Consider the following 14,925-nt stretch of genomic DNA (forward strand, 5'->3'; position numbering starts at 1 on the left):
CTCGAACTGACCTGACCTGACCCGAGCCCATCCGCTCCGCCCGCGGCCCGATGTCCGTCGGCATCCGGCCGCGGGTGGCCGCGCCTCCTCCCTGCCGCAAGGAGTCACAGCGTGCTCTCCCGTAGAAAGTTGCTCGGCGCGTCGGCCCTGACGCTGGCCGCCGCCGCGCTCACCGCCCGCCCGGCCTACGTCGCCGCGGCGGCCACCGGCCTGACACTCGACATCGACTTGGTCAACAACACCGGCTCCGACACCGTCTACGCGTACGTCAGCGGCCTGGCCCTGGACCGCGGCAACGCGTGGATGCTGCTGAGCTCGGACGGCCGTACTCCCTACTACCCCGAATCCCCAGGCTCCCCCGGGGCGCAACTCGGCGCGGACTGCGCCATCCCGCTCGGCCCGTCGGGCTCGGGCCCCCGGCGGATCACCGTGCCCCGGCTGGCGGGCGCCCGGATCTGGTTCTCCGTCGACGCGCCGCTCGACTTCTGGCTGAACCCCGGGCCCACGCTCGTCGAGCCCTCGGTGGGCAACCCCTCGGATCCGAACATCGCCACCCAGTGGTCGTTCGCCGAGTTCACGTTCAACGACTCGGTGGTGTACGCGAACGTCTCCGCCGTGGACTTCGTGTCCCTCCCCGTGGAGCTTCACCTGACCACCGCCTCCGGGGCCGTCCAGCACGTGCCCGGGCTTCGTCCCGGCTCCGTGGACTCGATCGCGCAGGGCCTGCGCGTGCAGAGCGCCGCCGACGGCCTGCCCTGGGACCGGCTCGTGGTGTCCTCCGGCGGCCGGAACCTGCGCGTCCTGCACCCGAGCCAGCGCATCGCGGCCGACCCGGGCTTCCTGACCGGCTACTACGACGGTTACGTGGACCAGGTCTGGACGAAGTACGCGCAGACCGATCTGATCGTCAACACCCAGGCCCAGTGGGGCGAGTTGCGCGGCCGAGTGGCGGGCGACCGGCTCGACTTCCCGGGCCACGGCTCCTTCGGGCGCCCGTCGACCGCCGACATCTTCAGCTGCTCCACGGGCCCGTTCGCCGTGACCACGCCCGCGATGGGCGCGCTGGCCGCCAGGATCAGCGCGGCGTTCAACCGCAGCACCCTGCTCGCCACCGACCACCTGCCGGAGGGCGAGAACCCGGCAGGCTACTACTCCACGTCCCCCACCAACCACTACGCGCGCCTGGTCCACGCGCACACCCACGAGGGCCGCGGCTACGCCTTCCCGTACGACGATGTCACCCCCACGAACGGCGCCGACCAGTCCGGCTTCGTCACCGCGGGCGACCCGACGCTGCTCACGGTCTCCCTGGGCCCGGTCGGAGGGGGCGGCGGCGCGGACACCGCGACCGGCCTGCCGACGGGCCAATGGCAGTCCCTGCGGGTGACCAACCCCGGACTCACCGACCGGTACGTCCGCCACTCGGGCGGCCTGGCCTTCACCGAGGTCGTCGACGCCGGCAGCGAGGCCCTCCTCCGGGAGGACGCGACCTGGCGGATCGTCCCCGGGCTCGCGGGCACGGGCGGCTACTCCTTCGAGTCCCGCAACCGCCCCGGCGAGTTCCTGCGGCACTGGAACTCCCGGGTCCACCGCCACCCGAACGACGGCAGCGACCTCTTCCAGCTCGATGCCACCTGGTTCGCCACCGAGGCCCCCGGCGGCTTCCGGCTGACCTCCGCGAACTACCCCGACCGCTACCTCCGCCACTGCAACGCCGAACTCTGGCTCGCGGACCCCGGCGGCCCGAACGAGTGGGACGGCGGCGACACCTTCGAGGCCGACACCACGTGGGCGGTCGCCCCGCCCTGGGCAGACTGACGCACGTCCACGAGCGGCGGGCTTGGGGGCCCATCGCACCTGAACCCCGCCGCGCTCGCTCTCGTAGAAAGGGATGGGACAGCGAGACCGTGTTCGTGGGGGACGCGTCTCGCCACTGCGGCACCGTTCCAGCCGTGGCCCCGGTCCGCAGCACGGATTCCCCGCCGTCCTGCGGACCGCCCCGCCACGGGCGCCAGATCCCCTGGCCCGGACCCCTCACTCCGCCGCGGACAGCGCCAGTCGCACATCCCCTCCGGCGGCACATGCCACCGCGCCCCCAGAACACCGGCCCGCCCCCCGAGGCCCGATCGCCCCGGCGAGCTGCGCGGCGGCGCCCCGTCCTCCGCAAAGTCGAGTGCGCGGCAAGGCGGCCAACTCGTATGATCACCACCGGGATGGGGCTCGTAGCGCAGTGGTCGTCGCGCCTTCACCGCATGTGGGAGGACGCCGGTTCGAATCCGGCCGGCCCCATCCTGGAACCGTTGCGGACGCCGCCCTCCCACTTGACCCACTCTCCTTCGGGAACCCCTTCCGTTCCGAGAAGATGTGTCCATGTCACCCACGGACTTGGCGGGTGCCGTCGTCAGCGCCCTCGCCTCGGGCGCGGCGTCCGGCGCCGGCACCGCGACCGGCACCACCACGGGCACCGCCGCCTTCACCCGCCTCTCGGAGCTCGTACGCAGCCAAGTCGGTCGCTCGGACGAGGGGCGCGGGGCGCTGGATCTGTGGGACGGGGAACCCGGATCGGAGCAGGCCGCGGAGGCCGTGCGGGCACGCCTGACCGTGGAGTTGGAGGGGGACCCTGGCCTCGCCGACCAGCTGCGGGCCGCGCTGCGCGCCGTGCCCCCACCGGTTCCGTCGCACCCGCCGACGATCACCCAGCAGGTCCACATCGGCGGCAACGCCAACCACGCCACCATCAACGTCGGGCCGCTGCACCTGAAGAAGACGACGGGGACGGTGGTCACCCTCGCCGTCATCGGTGTGGTGCTGGCCCTGCTGGTCACACTGGGCTTCCGCAGTGTGGTGCAGATGCTGGGCGACGGCGAGGGCGAGCGCAAGGTGGTTCCCCTCACCGAGTTGGCCACCGTCAAGAGCGTCCTTCCCGACAGCAACAGCCTGCCGGCCGAGTTCAAGAGCGACGGCGATCCGGAGGTGACCACGGGGGAACAGGGCTGCCAGCCCGCATGCGAGGGCCATCTGTTCACCGCCACGACGACCATGGGGCGCGAGGGGCCGCAGAAGACGGCCGTGCTCTACGTCGGGGCCTTCGACAGCGCCGCGCACGCCGCCGAGGCGTTCGAAGAGCTGCGCAAGGATTTGGCGGACTCCTCGGAGAAGACCCTCATGTCGTTCCCATCCATGGGTGACACCAGTACGGCCTTCCGGTTGACCCCCGGCAAGAACATGATCAACGAGGACGACGAATCCATCGAGGAGGCCGAGGCAGGGGCCCTCGTGGGAACGGTCGTCGTCTTCGTCCGCTACACCACGGCGGCAGGCGACCTGGAACCGTCGCTGACCGCGCTCGGACGGATGATGGCGGACCGGGCACAGGAGGCACAGAACGGGAGCACCCCCTCTGCCTCCGCGTCCCTCTGATCCCTGCGACGGTGTCGGTGCTCCCCGGGTGGGTCAGCCGTCCAGGGGGGCGCCGGGCCGGACCGTCCCTGTCCTGCTGGACGCGTCCTCAAGCCCGTCTGACGGGGGCAAGGTCAACACCCACCACTGTCGCCACGTGCGGAGGGTGCGCAGGAAGACGTTCGGGCCCCGGCAGACGGGGCGGGCGTAGCGTCTGACGGGGTCACCGTTCGGGAAGACGAGGCCCTCGCGGCCGACGACGACAGCTCCGTCGCCCGTCAACCGGAGGTGGTGGACGGCCTCCCTCCGGACAGCAGCGCCTACGCCTCGCTCGGCGCCTCCGACCAGGAGCAGCCGGTCACCGCGGATCGCGAGGCCGGACGGGTCGGAGACCGGCAGGGCGGCGCGGATGCGGAGCACCCCGCTGGGCCCCATTTCGACGAGCGGGGCGCCTGGCCGGTACACGGCGTGGGCGGTGGAAGGGGAGACGTTGATGGTGCTGACTTCCGCCAGGAGGTCGTAGGGCGCCGGGGGTCGCAGGGTGCCTGCGCGGTTGCCCCTGCCGTCCCAGCGGACCAGCCCGCCCGCGCTGACGCGGTCATCGCTGTACACCCCTTCGTCGGCATACCCGGTCCAGAAGCCGGCCCGGCCGTCCGCAACCAGGTCCCTGAGGTGGGTCCCCAAGGGGAGCCGGCGCAGAGACCGGCCGTCGGCACCGAAAATCTGGCCGGACAGCGCGTTTGGTCCCTCGTTGCCGGAGAGGATGAACCCGCCGCCCGGCAAGGCGTCGACGGCCGCCGGGTCCACGGCCACGCCGTGCAGAGTCTGTTCCATGACCCTGCCCCCATCATTGATCACGACGAGAGCGTCGAAGGGCAGGTTCACGGGTACTGGAACGTCCCGACGGGCCCACTTGTAGGGGAATCGGACGTCGGGGCAGATCAGCCAGAGAGCCCGGCCCCACGCATCGACCGTGGTGGCCAGCACCTTCCGTTCGTCGTACTGCCGAGGCAACAGTGCGTAGGGACGCAGCGCCACCTTCGTCAAGAAGATCACCTCACGGGCGAAGGAATGCGACGCGTTCATGATCACACGTTCGCCGCCGGGCTCAACCGCCCAGCGCGCTCGGCTCCCGCAGCGGCCGACCGCTGTACTTCGACCCGGCCGACTACCGGGGCCCGAACGCCGTGAACGGCATCACTCGGCGATCTCCGTGTGTGCCGGTCCTGAGTCGTAACGGTCGAGAAACTCGTTCGACGGGAGGTCGAGCGCATGGAGTTGGGAGAACACCTCCGTGCCCGCGCCCACCTCCTCGTCGACGTCGGAGATCCGGTAGGCCTGCATCAGGTCGAGGACTTCGAAGTCGCTCTCCCGCGCATACTCGGCCGACTCGCGCTCGGCCAGTTCGAGGGCATCGTCGAGGGACCGCGCCCGGAACAGGACGACGCGCTCCTCGTAAGGGCGGTCCTCCCAGGTCAGCCATCGGTAGAAGGTTCTGACGCTGTACCACGCCTTCGGTTCTTGTTTCATCGCCGGTCTGCCATATCCGCCATGCCCCCTCGCTACGGCTTTGATCAGGCGGTATTCCGGGTCTTCCTCGTCCGGTAGCAGCACCTCGAGCTGTCGTCCGGCTACGTCGCACACCATCATCGACCGCTCCACCACGATCTCGACACTGGTGGCGGGAACGCCGAGCTGCAGGTCCGAGACGGTGCCGTCAGCAGTGGTCAGGAAGGTGCCTTCAGGCCTCACCGTCAGGGTCGCGCGGTGCCGACGTCCACCTGTGTTGCGGAACCGTGCGTCGCACCTGATGCGGACGGTCTCTCCTCGGCTCAGAGCGGTGATCGTCCGGGAACGGCGCATTCGGCGCCAGAGCCGAGCTATCCGGCAAAAGATCCAATGGGCCAGGATCGCGTAGAACATGATGAGGAGGAAGGTGTCCCACATACGCGTCTCCTGTGGCTCGACAATCCAAGAGGCCACAGGGCCCACAACTCACCCTGGGATCATCTCACGGCCCCACCTTGGTCCCCGGCTCGGCTGAGGTGATGCGGCGGTGGAGGGTGCGGCGGCGGGAGTCCGCGATGGCCGCGCGTTCCGCCACTGCTGTCACCGCCCTCCTCAGGACCGGGTCCGTGAGGGTGGGGAACTCCGTGGCCATGGCCGCGTTCAGGGATTCTTCGGATTCCAGGGCTGCCGACAGAAGGGTGTCGGCGGTTTGGTGGGGTGTCGCTCGTAGGGCTTGGGAGGCCGTCCTGTCTCGAGGTTGGAGGACGTACCAGAAGGCTGGCGGGAGGGCCACTCCGCCGGAGACCGTGAGGTGTCGGGTGGGGGGTACTCGGGGGTGGCGGGGTGAGTGGTGGCCGTCCTGTTCCCAGAGGAGGGTGCCGTCGGAGGTGTAGGCGCGTACTCCGGTTTTGGTTTGGGCCTCCGCCAGGACTACGGCCTCCCCCTCAGGGGCTTCCGGTGGTGCCCACAGGGCCCACGGCTCCTGGCCCTTGCGGTCGATCGTGAAGCGGGCCGTGCGGCCGTCCACGCTCTCGAGGAGGTAGTGGTCGGGGGCGTGCTCGGGGTGGTCCGTGCGGAAGGAGACCCTGGTTCCGAGCAAGCCGTCGCGGGTCCCCAGAGGGGAGGCCGGTAGGCCCTTCGGGAGTGGGGCCAGTTGGAGGGCTTCCGTCGCCAGGGTCATGTCCGAGTCGGTCGGGGCGCTCAGGAAAGCCGGGAGGGGAGCCACCGCCTCGCGTTCACCCGTGAGCGGGTCGACCGTCTGCCACGGCTGTTTGGCGAAGACCGCGTTGGTCCAGATCGTGGAGCCGTCGCCGAGTTGGAGTTCGTCCCTGTCGATGCCCTGCTTGCCCCCGGGGCGCAGGACCCCCGTGCCGCCGTGCCGGCCGCCGCCGTCGGCGGTTTCGAACTGGAAGCCGTACGCGCCGTCCAGGCTGCCGCCGTACGGGACCAGGCCGCCGACCTCGTCGGGGGCGAAGGGGTCGTCCGGGTGGTCGGACCAGATCGCGGTGTCGCAGTAGTACGGGTTCGGCTTCGCCGTCCAGCTCACCAGGAACGAACCGCCCACGTAGTGCACCGCGAACATCGTCGCGTCGTCCGGGATCGTGTAGCGGCAGGAGGCCCGTACGCCGTCCGGGGCCACGGCCACGGCGCGGTGGCGGCCGAAGACCGTCAGGACCGGCCATGTGGACGTCACGCCCGACACCCCCGGCAGGGGGCCGCCCTCCCCTTCAGCGGCCTCTGTCGCTTCCGTCGCGAAGTCCTCGTAGATCCTTTCCAGCGCGGGCCACGCCAGTTCCTCCGGCAGGCCGGCCATGAGGGAGCGGCGCAGTGTGCCGGCCGTGCTCGCTCCGGCGAGGGCGTCGGCCATGCCGTCTAGAGCCTCCACCGTCGGCCCGTCCAGGAGGAGTTCGAGTTCCGTCAGGGCTTCCTCCGCGCCCGCCATCCCGCCGGCCGCGACGGTGGCGAGGAGCTTGTCGACTCTGGCGGCCACGTGGCGGGCGATGCCTTTGTTGCCCGGCAGCAGCGTCACCGCCGTGCCCGGCCTTCGCCGGCGGTCCATGAACCCCTCGGGGAGCAGAGTCGCGTGGACCGTCTCCTCCAGCCGTGGGCCGAACACCGGGTCGGCCGCGAGCGCTTGGAGGTCGCGTCGGGAACGGTCACCCCAGAAGCGCATCCTGACCTGCGGCCCGGGATCGACCACCTCCACCCCGGCCGCCAGGCACGCGTCCAGCACGTCCGCGTCGAAGCCCTGGTAGTGGTGGCGGGTGGTGTGGACGGTCAGCGGGTCGCCGCCCTCCGCCCGCAGCCGGGGGCCCAGTCGCTCCACCAGGTCGCAGAGTTCGGCCGGCAGCTGCTGCCGCGCCACGCCCCCGCCGCTCTGGGCCGCGTACTGGTACATGCGCACGAAGTTCCCGACCCAGTGGCGCAGGCCGCCCTGCGGCACCACCCGTCCGGACTCCATCCCCTCCGTCGCGCCCGAGGCGATCAGCATCCGCAGCCACGCCCCGCCGTCCGTGGCGCCGTCGGGGAAGATGCCGAGGAGGCCGGTCGCCACGGTGTCCGTCGGCCGGTTGGTACGGAGGAGGGTGGCGGCGGCGTTCAGTAGCGCGTCCGGGACGGACTTGTTCCGGGTGACGGCGAGGAGTTCGCCGACGAGCCTCGCGGCCTCCGCTTCTCCGTGTCCGGCAGCCTTCGCCGAGGCCTTCACGCGGCGCACCAGGTCGGCCGGAAGGTCGGCCGGTGAAGCCGTCCAGGCGGTCAGGAAGGTGGCCAGGGCCGCGTGCGCGGCTACGGGCTCGGACGTCTCGGCGAGGAAACGCTGGTGGGCCGCGAACTCCTTGGCGGGCATGGCGCCGCCCCGGGCGAACAGCAGGGCGTTGGCCCTGCGGTAGCCGGCGTCCACCGCCAGCTCGTGCTCGGCCTCGGCCGCCCGCGCCGCCGTGTACGCCCGTCCGCCCGGCTTGCCGCCATGGCCGATGAGCCGGTGGCCCACGGTGTCCCAGAACCACGGCAGGTGCGCAGGCGGCAGACGGCGGGCACGCACCGCCATCGTGTCCACGAACCGGCCCGGCTTGCTCCAGAAGCGGTTGAGTTCCGCGCCCATCTCCGCGACCACGTCTCGCGCCGCACCGGCCATGTCGGGGTCGTGGGCGTCGGCCCAGTCGGCGTACGTGGTCGACACGTGCGCCCCTGTGGCGGTGGGCAGCAGGGCATCCAGCGAGACGGTCATGATCCCGATCGTCCCACGCCCCACGGACATCGAGAGGGGAGGGAGCGCATACCCCTGCGAACACGCCGAGCCCCCGGCGCGCAGCGCCGCCCGTGCGGGGCGGTGGCAGAGTGAGTGGTGTTGCCAACAGGGTTCCGTCCGTGTGTGGTTCGGCCCCGCTTCCCCTAGTCCGAGGAGAGTCTCTTCCGTCATGCGGCTCCACCGTCCCCGGCTCCGCCTCCTCGCCGCCCTGGGTGCGCTTCTGCTCCTGCCGCTCGCCGGATGCGCCGACAAGGACCCCGCCTCTCCCCCGCCCCCGGCCAGTGCCCCGACCGCGGCACCGCCCGACGTACGGGAACGGCTGCGGGAGTTGGAGGGCTCCTACGACGCGCGGCTGGGGGTGTACGCCCTCGACACCGGCAGCGGCCGGGAGGTCGCGTACAACGACGCCGTCCGCTTCCCGTACGCCTCCACCTTCAAGGCGCTGGCCGCCGGGGCGGTCCTGCGCGGCCGTAGCGACGCGGACATGAACCGGGTCGTGACGTACTCCCGGAGCGATCTGGTCCCGCCCTCCCCCGTCACCGAACGCCACGTCGGGACCGGGATGACCCTGAAGGCGCTGTGCGACGCCGCGGTCCGGTACGGGGACAACACCGCCGCCAATCTCCTCCTCGACGCGCTCGGCGGGCCCGCCGCACTCGACGCCGTACTGGAGGAACTCGGCGACACCGTCACCCAGGTGGAGCGGCGCGAGCCGGAGCTCAACCGGTGGGCTCCCGGTGCCACGCAGGACACCAGCACGCCGCGGGCCCTCGCCGCCGACCTGCGGGCCTTCGTGCTCGGCGACGCGCTCCCGCCGCCGCAGCGTGAGCAGTTGGCAGTGTGGCTGCGCACCAGCACCACCGGCGCGGAACTCGTCCGCGCCGGGGCGCCGTCCGGCTGGGTCGTGGGCAACAAGTCGGGAGCGGGCAGTACGTACGGAGCCCGTAACGACATCGCCGTCCTGTGGCCGCCGGGACGGGCGCCGATAGTGCTGGCCGTGCTGTCGCACCGGCATCGTCCCGACGCCGCGTACGACAACAAGCTGATCGCGGACGCCGCCAGGGCCGTCACGCAGGCCCTGTCCTGATCAGAGTGCCTGTGCCCGGTGGGTGATGCGGCCGTCGAGGACCGTGAGCAGGACGGGCAGGTCCGCCAGGGCCGTGGCTTCGGTCGTGAGCGGGTTGTCGGCCAGGACCGTCAGATCGGCCCGGTGGCCGACGGCGAGCCGGCCCTCCTCGTGTTCCTGGCCCGCCGCGAACGCCGGGCCCGTGGTCATGCCCTGGAGTGCGTCCAGGGCGTCGAGGGCCTGTTCCGGGCCGTGCGGGGGCTGGGTCAGGTCGCGGGTCGGGCGACGGTGACGGGCGCCCGCCATCACGCCGAGGGGCGGGAAGGAGGCGATGGGCCAGTCAGAGCCGAGGACGACCGTGGCGCCCGACTCGCGCAGGTCCCGGCAGCGCCACGCGCGCGAGGCGCGTTCCTCGCCCAGACGACGGGACCAGTTGTCGGTGTGGTCGGCGCGGGTGAAGTCGCAGCAGTGGGTGGGCTGCATCGAGGCCACCACACCCAGTCCCGCGAAGCGGCGCAGGGTGTCGTCCGGAACGCTCTCGATGTGCTCGACGCGGTGCCGAACCGCGTGCCGTGCCGCGAGCCCGAGCGCGTCCCGGGTCGCGCGCCCGACCGCGTCCCCTGCCATGTTCCCGCCCGAGGCCTGGGCCTTCTCCACCGCGTCCAGGGCATGGCGTACCGCCGCGTCCCCGATCGCGTGCGTCGCCGTCGGCACCCCCGCGGCGTGCAACTGGGCCACCGCGCGCGTGTAGGCGTCGGGGTCGGGCCAGAACGCCTGGACGGACTCGCCCAGCCGGTCCGGGTGTTCGAGCCAGGCCGTGCCGTTGTCGATCGTGCCGTCCATGAACAGTTTCACGCCCTGTACGCGCCACAGGTCCCCGCCCATGCCCTGCTGCTCGATGAGGGCGGCCACCCCGGCCTCGTCCGTGCCGGGCTGGCACCACGGCGCCACGCGCAGCCGCAGGGGCAGGTCGCCGGCCGCTTCGAGTTCCGCGTACAGCGCGAGGCTGTCGCCGTTGGCGTCCATGGCGTGGCCGCCCGTCAGGCCGGCGGCCGCCATGTCCCGCAGTACCGCGGCCAGCCGGTCACGGCGTTCCGCGCGCGAGGGCTGCGGGGCCACGCGTTCGACCAACTCGCAGGCCGCGTCCTCCAGGAGCAGGCCCGTCGGCCTGCCCCTCTCGTCGCACACGATCTCGGCGGACTGCTCGAAGACCCGCGGGCCGTCGATCCCGGCGAGTTCCAGCGCACGGGCGCTGGCGAGCGACGAGTGCGCGTCGAAGAGCTGGAGCAGAGCCGGTACGCCGTCAAGGACCGGGGCGAGCGCCGCGGCCTCGACGGGACGGTCACCGAACACGTTCGGGTCCAGGCCCCAGCCGAAGAGCCATTCGCCCCGGTCCAGTTTCCCGACCGCCCGCGCCAGTACCTCGCGCAGGGACTCCAGGTCCGTACAGACCGAGAGGTCCAGGCCCTGCGTCAGCTCGGCACCCGATACGGGGTGGAGGTGGCCGTCGACCAGGCCCGGGATCACCACCCCGCCCCTGACGTCCACGACCGTGGTGGAACGGTCGGCCAGGGCACGGATCTCGCGGTCGTCGCCCAGCGCGACGATCCGGCCGGCGGACACCGCCACGGCGGTCTCCGGCAGGACCGCACCCGTACCCGGGTCCAGCAGCCGCGCCGACACGATGATCAGGGAACAACCCACAACAACAACTCCAAGGTGATGAGGTAAGGCCAGGGACCAGCAATCCCTGCGTCATTCGGCGCACGTCGGCCGCTCGCGTCATACAGCCCGCGTCAGTCCGCTCGCGTCGACGTCAAAGCGCCGTCAGCCAGGCCCAGTTCGCGTTCCGCCGTCGTCAGCGCCATGCGCGTCACCGCCTCCGGGCGGTTGCTCCGGTCGGTGTTCGCGTGGGCGCCGAGGCCGTCGAGGACGACCAGGATCTGGATGGCCGCCGTCCGCGGGGCGTCCGTACGGAACTCCCCCGCCGCCACGCCGTCGCGGATGAGGCCCTCCAGTCGGTCGTCGGAGGCCCGTTCCATCTCCGCGACCCGCTCGCGCAGCAGCGGGCGGTAGCGGCTCAGGTGGCGCGCGTTGATCCAGAGGCGGCTGATGTCGTCGTACGCGTCACCCGTCGACAGGGCGAAGTAGCGCGCGAGGTGCTCCGTGGGCGTGCCGTCGGGGCGGTCGGCGGGCAGCAGCGCGTCCAGTTCGCCCGTGGCGGCGGTCGCGAAGGCCTCGGCGACGAGTTCCTCGGCCGAGGGGAAGTAGTGGCTGATCAGACCGGGGCGGACGTCGAGCTCCTCGGCGATCCGCCGGAGGGTCACACACTCCAGCCCTTCGAGCAGGGCAACCCGGGCCGCGGCCTCGACGATCTCCGCGCGGCGGGCCTCGGGAGTCTTGCGAATTCGTTTGCGCTGGACGCTTGACGGCATACGAGCGATGCTATTGAGTGTGCGACCAATAAGCAAGCAGGTCGGCACGACACGCATCCGGAGGGCCTCATGGCATCCACCATCCCCGACCCCCGCCCAGGCGCCCACGGCGCGCACGCCGCGCCGCCGGACACCGAGCGGGCGGGCCGGGTCGAGGTCCACGGCATCGACCACATCCCCGACACGGAACGGCACGGACGGCCCCGCGAGCTGTTCTCCGTCTGGGCCGCGGCCAACGTCAACTACCTGAGCCTGGTCATCGGCGGCGCCCTCGTCCTGATGGGGCTCAGCCTCTGGCAGGCCCTCGCGGTGATCGTCGTGGGCAACCTGTTCTGGCTGCTCACGGGCGTGCTCGCGATGTCGGGACCGGCGGCGGGCGCGCCGAGCGAGGTGATCACCCGGGCCATGTACGGGGTCCGGGGCAACCGGGTGAACAACGCGATCACCGGCTGGTCCATCTCGGTCTGCTACTTCGCCCTCAACCTGGCCGCCGCCGCGTCCGCCGCCTTCGCGCTCGTCGCCAGGACCGGCCTGCCGACGAACACGGTCGTCAAGACCGCCGTCGTCCTGGTCATCGCGGCCGTCACCCTGACCATCAGCGTCTACGGGCACGCCCTGATCGTGAAGCTGTACCTGCCGATCACCCTCGCCCTCGCCGCCGCCTTCGGCGTGGTGGCGTACGCGGTGCTGCTGCACGCCGACTTCGGCTACGCCCCGCAGGACCGGCTCTCCGGGACGGACCTCTGGGCGACGCTCCTGGCCGGCGTCACGCTCATCGCCGCGGGCCCCCTGTCGTACACGACCAGTGCCGACTTCTCCCGCTATCTGCCGCGTACGGCGTCGTCGCGGGCGGTCATGGGGTGGACCGCGCTGGGCGGGTTCCTGCCGAGCGTGGTCGTCTGTTCCCTGGGGGCGCTCGCAGCCACCGCCGTCGACATGACCGATCCGCAGACCGCGCTCGAGGAGATCCTGCCCGGCTGGTTCACCCCGGTGTTCCTGCTCGCTCTCGTCCTCGGCACGATCGCGATCAACGCCCTGACCGCGTACAGCGCCGGTCTCGCCCTCCAGGCCGTCGGCATTCGCATCCGCAGGTCCCTCAGCGTCCTGGTCGACGGGGCCGTCGCCTCAGGCCTCACCCTGTACGCGCTGCTCGTGTCCAACTTCCTCGACACCGTCAGCAACGTCCTTCAGCTGACCGTCGTACTCCTCGGTCCCGCCACCGCCCTCTACGCCACCGACATCGCGCTCCGCCGCAACCGCTACGACGGGCCCGCACTGATGGACGAGAGCCGGACCAGCCCCTTCTGGTACACCGCCGGGGTCGGACTGCCGGGCGCGCTCGCGCTCGGAGCGGGCGTCGCTTCGGCCGCGCTGTGCGTCAACACGCTGTACACCGGCCCCATCGCCGCGGCCCTCGGCGGCATCGACCTCGCCCTGCCCGTCGGCATCGTCGTCACCTCCGCCTGCTACGCGCTCCTCCGGTCCAGGACTCCGGTCCCCGATCTACGCTGATGACTCGAGTCCGATGTGGAGATGGGGGACATCGTGTCCGGCGAGTGGATCTACACCGACTGGGTGGAGAGCGCGTCCGAGGACGGCGTGCACAGGGCGGAAACGCGCCTCGGGGTGAAAGTCCCCACCTATGAGGGCCACAAGTTCGTCCAGTGCGCGCTGTACCGGAAGACATACATCGTGGACGAGGGCGTTCGCCGCCTCGACCGCAGCCAACGTGAGCACGTCCCCATGGACAACAGGTTCGCGAAGCCCAAGGTCCGCAAGCCCAGTTGGTACGAGATAGTTCCCGCGGCGGGAGGACCTGCCATCAAGGGCTCCTTCCGGCCGGACGGCGGTCCGGCCTCTGACGGCCTCTTCTTCGACAGCGCGGAAGGGCTCGACAATGGTGAGTACACGTTCCGGACCGCCGAAGGAACGACGACCACCTGGACGAGCGAGACCGGACAGGACATCACCCTGACCGTCCCCCAGCACCAACTCACCATCACCGTCGAGGGATCCGCACCTCCGAAACTCACGGCCGCCGGCTGGTTGAACCGCGCACCGCGGTCGGATCAGGCAGCCGCGGATTCCGGCAGCACCGACGATCTGGCCGCAGGACTCCGGGACTGGGAGCTGAGCGGGGAGCCGATGTCCGACGCGAGCGCGTCGTACGCCTTCCGCGGACCGGGACGTGGCGGCATCTACGGAGACTGGGGCCATCTCAGAGCGTGGGCCGAGCAGGAGCAGATGGGGCGGTTCGACGGCGAGCGGCTGTCCGGTGGGGAGGTGCGGTACTACTGGGAGCCGGCCACTCGGATCGTGCGCCTGAATGTTTCCACCCTCTACCGGGGTGACCTGCTGGAGACGCTCCGGGCCAACCCCTGGGCACGGATCGTCCGCGAGGGCCCGTACGGCGGTGCCTGGGCGGCGGCCGAGGGCAAGGTCGAGATCTCCGCGCCTTCGCGGGAACCGGGCGATGAGGTCGGGCGGGAGCTTCTCATCACGGCCCGGCTGAACGGCTATTCGGAGGAGCGGGTCTACCAGGAGGCCGTCGCTGGTCAGGCGGTGGTGGTCCGCATGCGTGTCACGCGTCTCTACGGCGCGCATCGGCCGAAGGCCGAGCACGACGAGTGGGAGGAACCGATGTACTGGTGATGTCCACCGACGTCTCGACTGTGCGGGCGGCGTGCCCATCCCGTAGGAAGGAGTGCCCATCATGATCCTCCCGAAGGTGAGGGACCCTCGCTTCGTGACGATCCGCCGCGGAGGGACCCTCACGGATCAGGATCATCATCTCCTCGCCCTTTGGGCGGCAGCCTGCGCCGAACACGTGCTTCACCACTTCGAGTCGGTCCAGCCGGAGGACCCACGGCCGCGCCAGGCGATCGAGCATGCCCGCGCCTGGGCGCGTGGCGAGGTCAAGATGATGCGGGCCCGCGCGGCGGGCGGGCATGCCATGGGCGCGGCTCGAGACCTGCGTGGCGCGGCGCGGCACGCCGCGTACGCCGCCGGCCAGGCCGGAGTCGTCGCACACGTTGCCGCGCACGAGCTCGGTGCGGCCGCCTATGCGATCAAGGCCGCACGCGCCGCCGCGCCGGAAGGCGAGGGAGAGGCCGCGGGGCGCCTCGAATGCCAGTGGCAGCGCGACCGGCTCCCGGAGGGGATTCGCGAGCTCGTACTGGACGACCAGCGCTTGCGCAACGACATCTGCTGGTCGGTGTTCGACTCCTGAGCGCCCGGACGCGGCCCCGGCAGGCCCCAGGTCTCCC

11 protein-coding genes and 1 tRNA gene are annotated in these 14,925 nt (G+C 71.5%); 7 read left to right on the forward strand and 5 right to left on the reverse strand.

Going from position 1 to position 14,925, the window contains the following annotated elements:
* Positions 1-111: 111 nt before the first annotated feature.
* The 3 genes from ACWCO8_RS22910 (at position 112) to ACWCO8_RS22920 (ending at position 3,420) form a co-directional block, all read left to right on the forward strand.
* A complete protein-coding gene (locus ACWCO8_RS22910; RefSeq protein WP_451033787.1) occupies positions 112-1,818 on the forward strand; it encodes a beta-1,3-glucanase family protein in 1,707 nt (568 codons plus the stop codon).
* A 397-nt stretch (positions 1,819-2,215) separates the two neighbouring features.
* Positions 2,216-2,289: transfer RNA gene (locus ACWCO8_RS22915), tRNA-Ala, on the forward strand.
* A gap of 81 nt (positions 2,290-2,370) precedes the next feature.
* The gene (locus tag ACWCO8_RS22920) at positions 2,371-3,420 is read left to right on the forward strand and encodes a hypothetical protein (protein WP_451033788.1); all 1,050 of its coding nucleotides are present in this window, start codon (positions 2,371-2,373) and stop codon (positions 3,418-3,420) included.
* Positions 3,421-3,453: 33 nt separating this feature from the next.
* Here ACWCO8_RS22920 and ACWCO8_RS22925 read toward each other — a convergent pair whose 3' ends face one another.
* The 3 genes from ACWCO8_RS22925 to ACWCO8_RS22935 form a co-directional block, all read right to left on the reverse strand.
* Entirely contained in the window at positions 3,454-4,485 is a 1,032-nt protein-coding gene (locus ACWCO8_RS22925; RefSeq protein WP_451033789.1) for a hypothetical protein, read from the reverse strand.
* A 111-nt stretch (positions 4,486-4,596) separates the two neighbouring features.
* Positions 4,597-5,346 carry a hypothetical protein gene (locus ACWCO8_RS22930; protein WP_451033790.1) on the reverse strand — a complete coding sequence of 250 codons (750 nt, stop codon included), beginning with the start codon at positions 5,344-5,346 and terminating at the stop codon, positions 4,597-4,599.
* A 64-nt stretch (positions 5,347-5,410) separates the two neighbouring features.
* Positions 5,411-8,137 carry a hypothetical protein gene (locus tag ACWCO8_RS22935; protein WP_451033791.1) on the reverse strand — a complete coding sequence of 909 codons (2,727 nt, stop codon included), beginning with the start codon at positions 8,135-8,137 and terminating at the stop codon, positions 5,411-5,413.
* Between the two features lie 190 nt (positions 8,138-8,327).
* Between ACWCO8_RS22935 and bla the strand changes: the two genes are divergently transcribed.
* A complete protein-coding gene (bla, locus tag ACWCO8_RS22940; RefSeq protein ID WP_451033792.1) occupies positions 8,328-9,245 on the forward strand; it encodes a class A beta-lactamase in 918 nt (305 codons plus the stop codon).
* Here the strand turns inward: bla and ACWCO8_RS22945 are convergent, their stop codons facing one another.
* Entirely contained in the window at positions 9,246-10,928 is a 1,683-nt protein-coding gene (locus ACWCO8_RS22945) for an amidohydrolase (RefSeq protein ID WP_451033793.1), read from the reverse strand.
* Positions 10,929-11,020: 92 nt separating this feature from the next.
* Positions 11,021-11,659 carry a TetR/AcrR family transcriptional regulator gene (locus ACWCO8_RS22950; protein WP_451033794.1) on the reverse strand — a complete coding sequence of 213 codons (639 nt, stop codon included), beginning with the start codon at positions 11,657-11,659 and terminating at the stop codon, positions 11,021-11,023.
* A gap of 69 nt (positions 11,660-11,728) precedes the next feature.
* Between ACWCO8_RS22950 and ACWCO8_RS22955 the strand changes: the two genes are divergently transcribed.
* The 3 genes from ACWCO8_RS22955 (at position 11,729) to ACWCO8_RS22965 (ending at position 14,888) form a co-directional block, all read left to right on the forward strand.
* Positions 11,729-13,171: a purine-cytosine permease family protein gene (locus ACWCO8_RS22955; protein WP_451033795.1), complete on the forward strand. Its 1,443-nt coding sequence runs from the start codon at positions 11,729-11,731 to the stop codon at positions 13,169-13,171.
* Positions 13,172-13,192: 21 nt separating this feature from the next.
* Positions 13,193-14,311 (forward strand): hypothetical protein, encoded by a 1,119-nt coding sequence (locus ACWCO8_RS22960; protein WP_451033796.1) that lies wholly within the window; start codon positions 13,193-13,195, stop codon positions 14,309-14,311.
* A 61-nt stretch (positions 14,312-14,372) separates the two neighbouring features.
* Positions 14,373-14,888, forward strand: a complete 516-nt coding sequence (locus ACWCO8_RS22965) for a putative immunity protein (protein ID WP_451033797.1) — start codon at positions 14,373-14,375, stop codon at positions 14,886-14,888.
* Positions 14,889-14,925: the final 37 nt, after the last annotated feature.

The sequence above is a fragment of the Streptomyces sp. NPDC001927 genome, assembly GCF_053594455.1.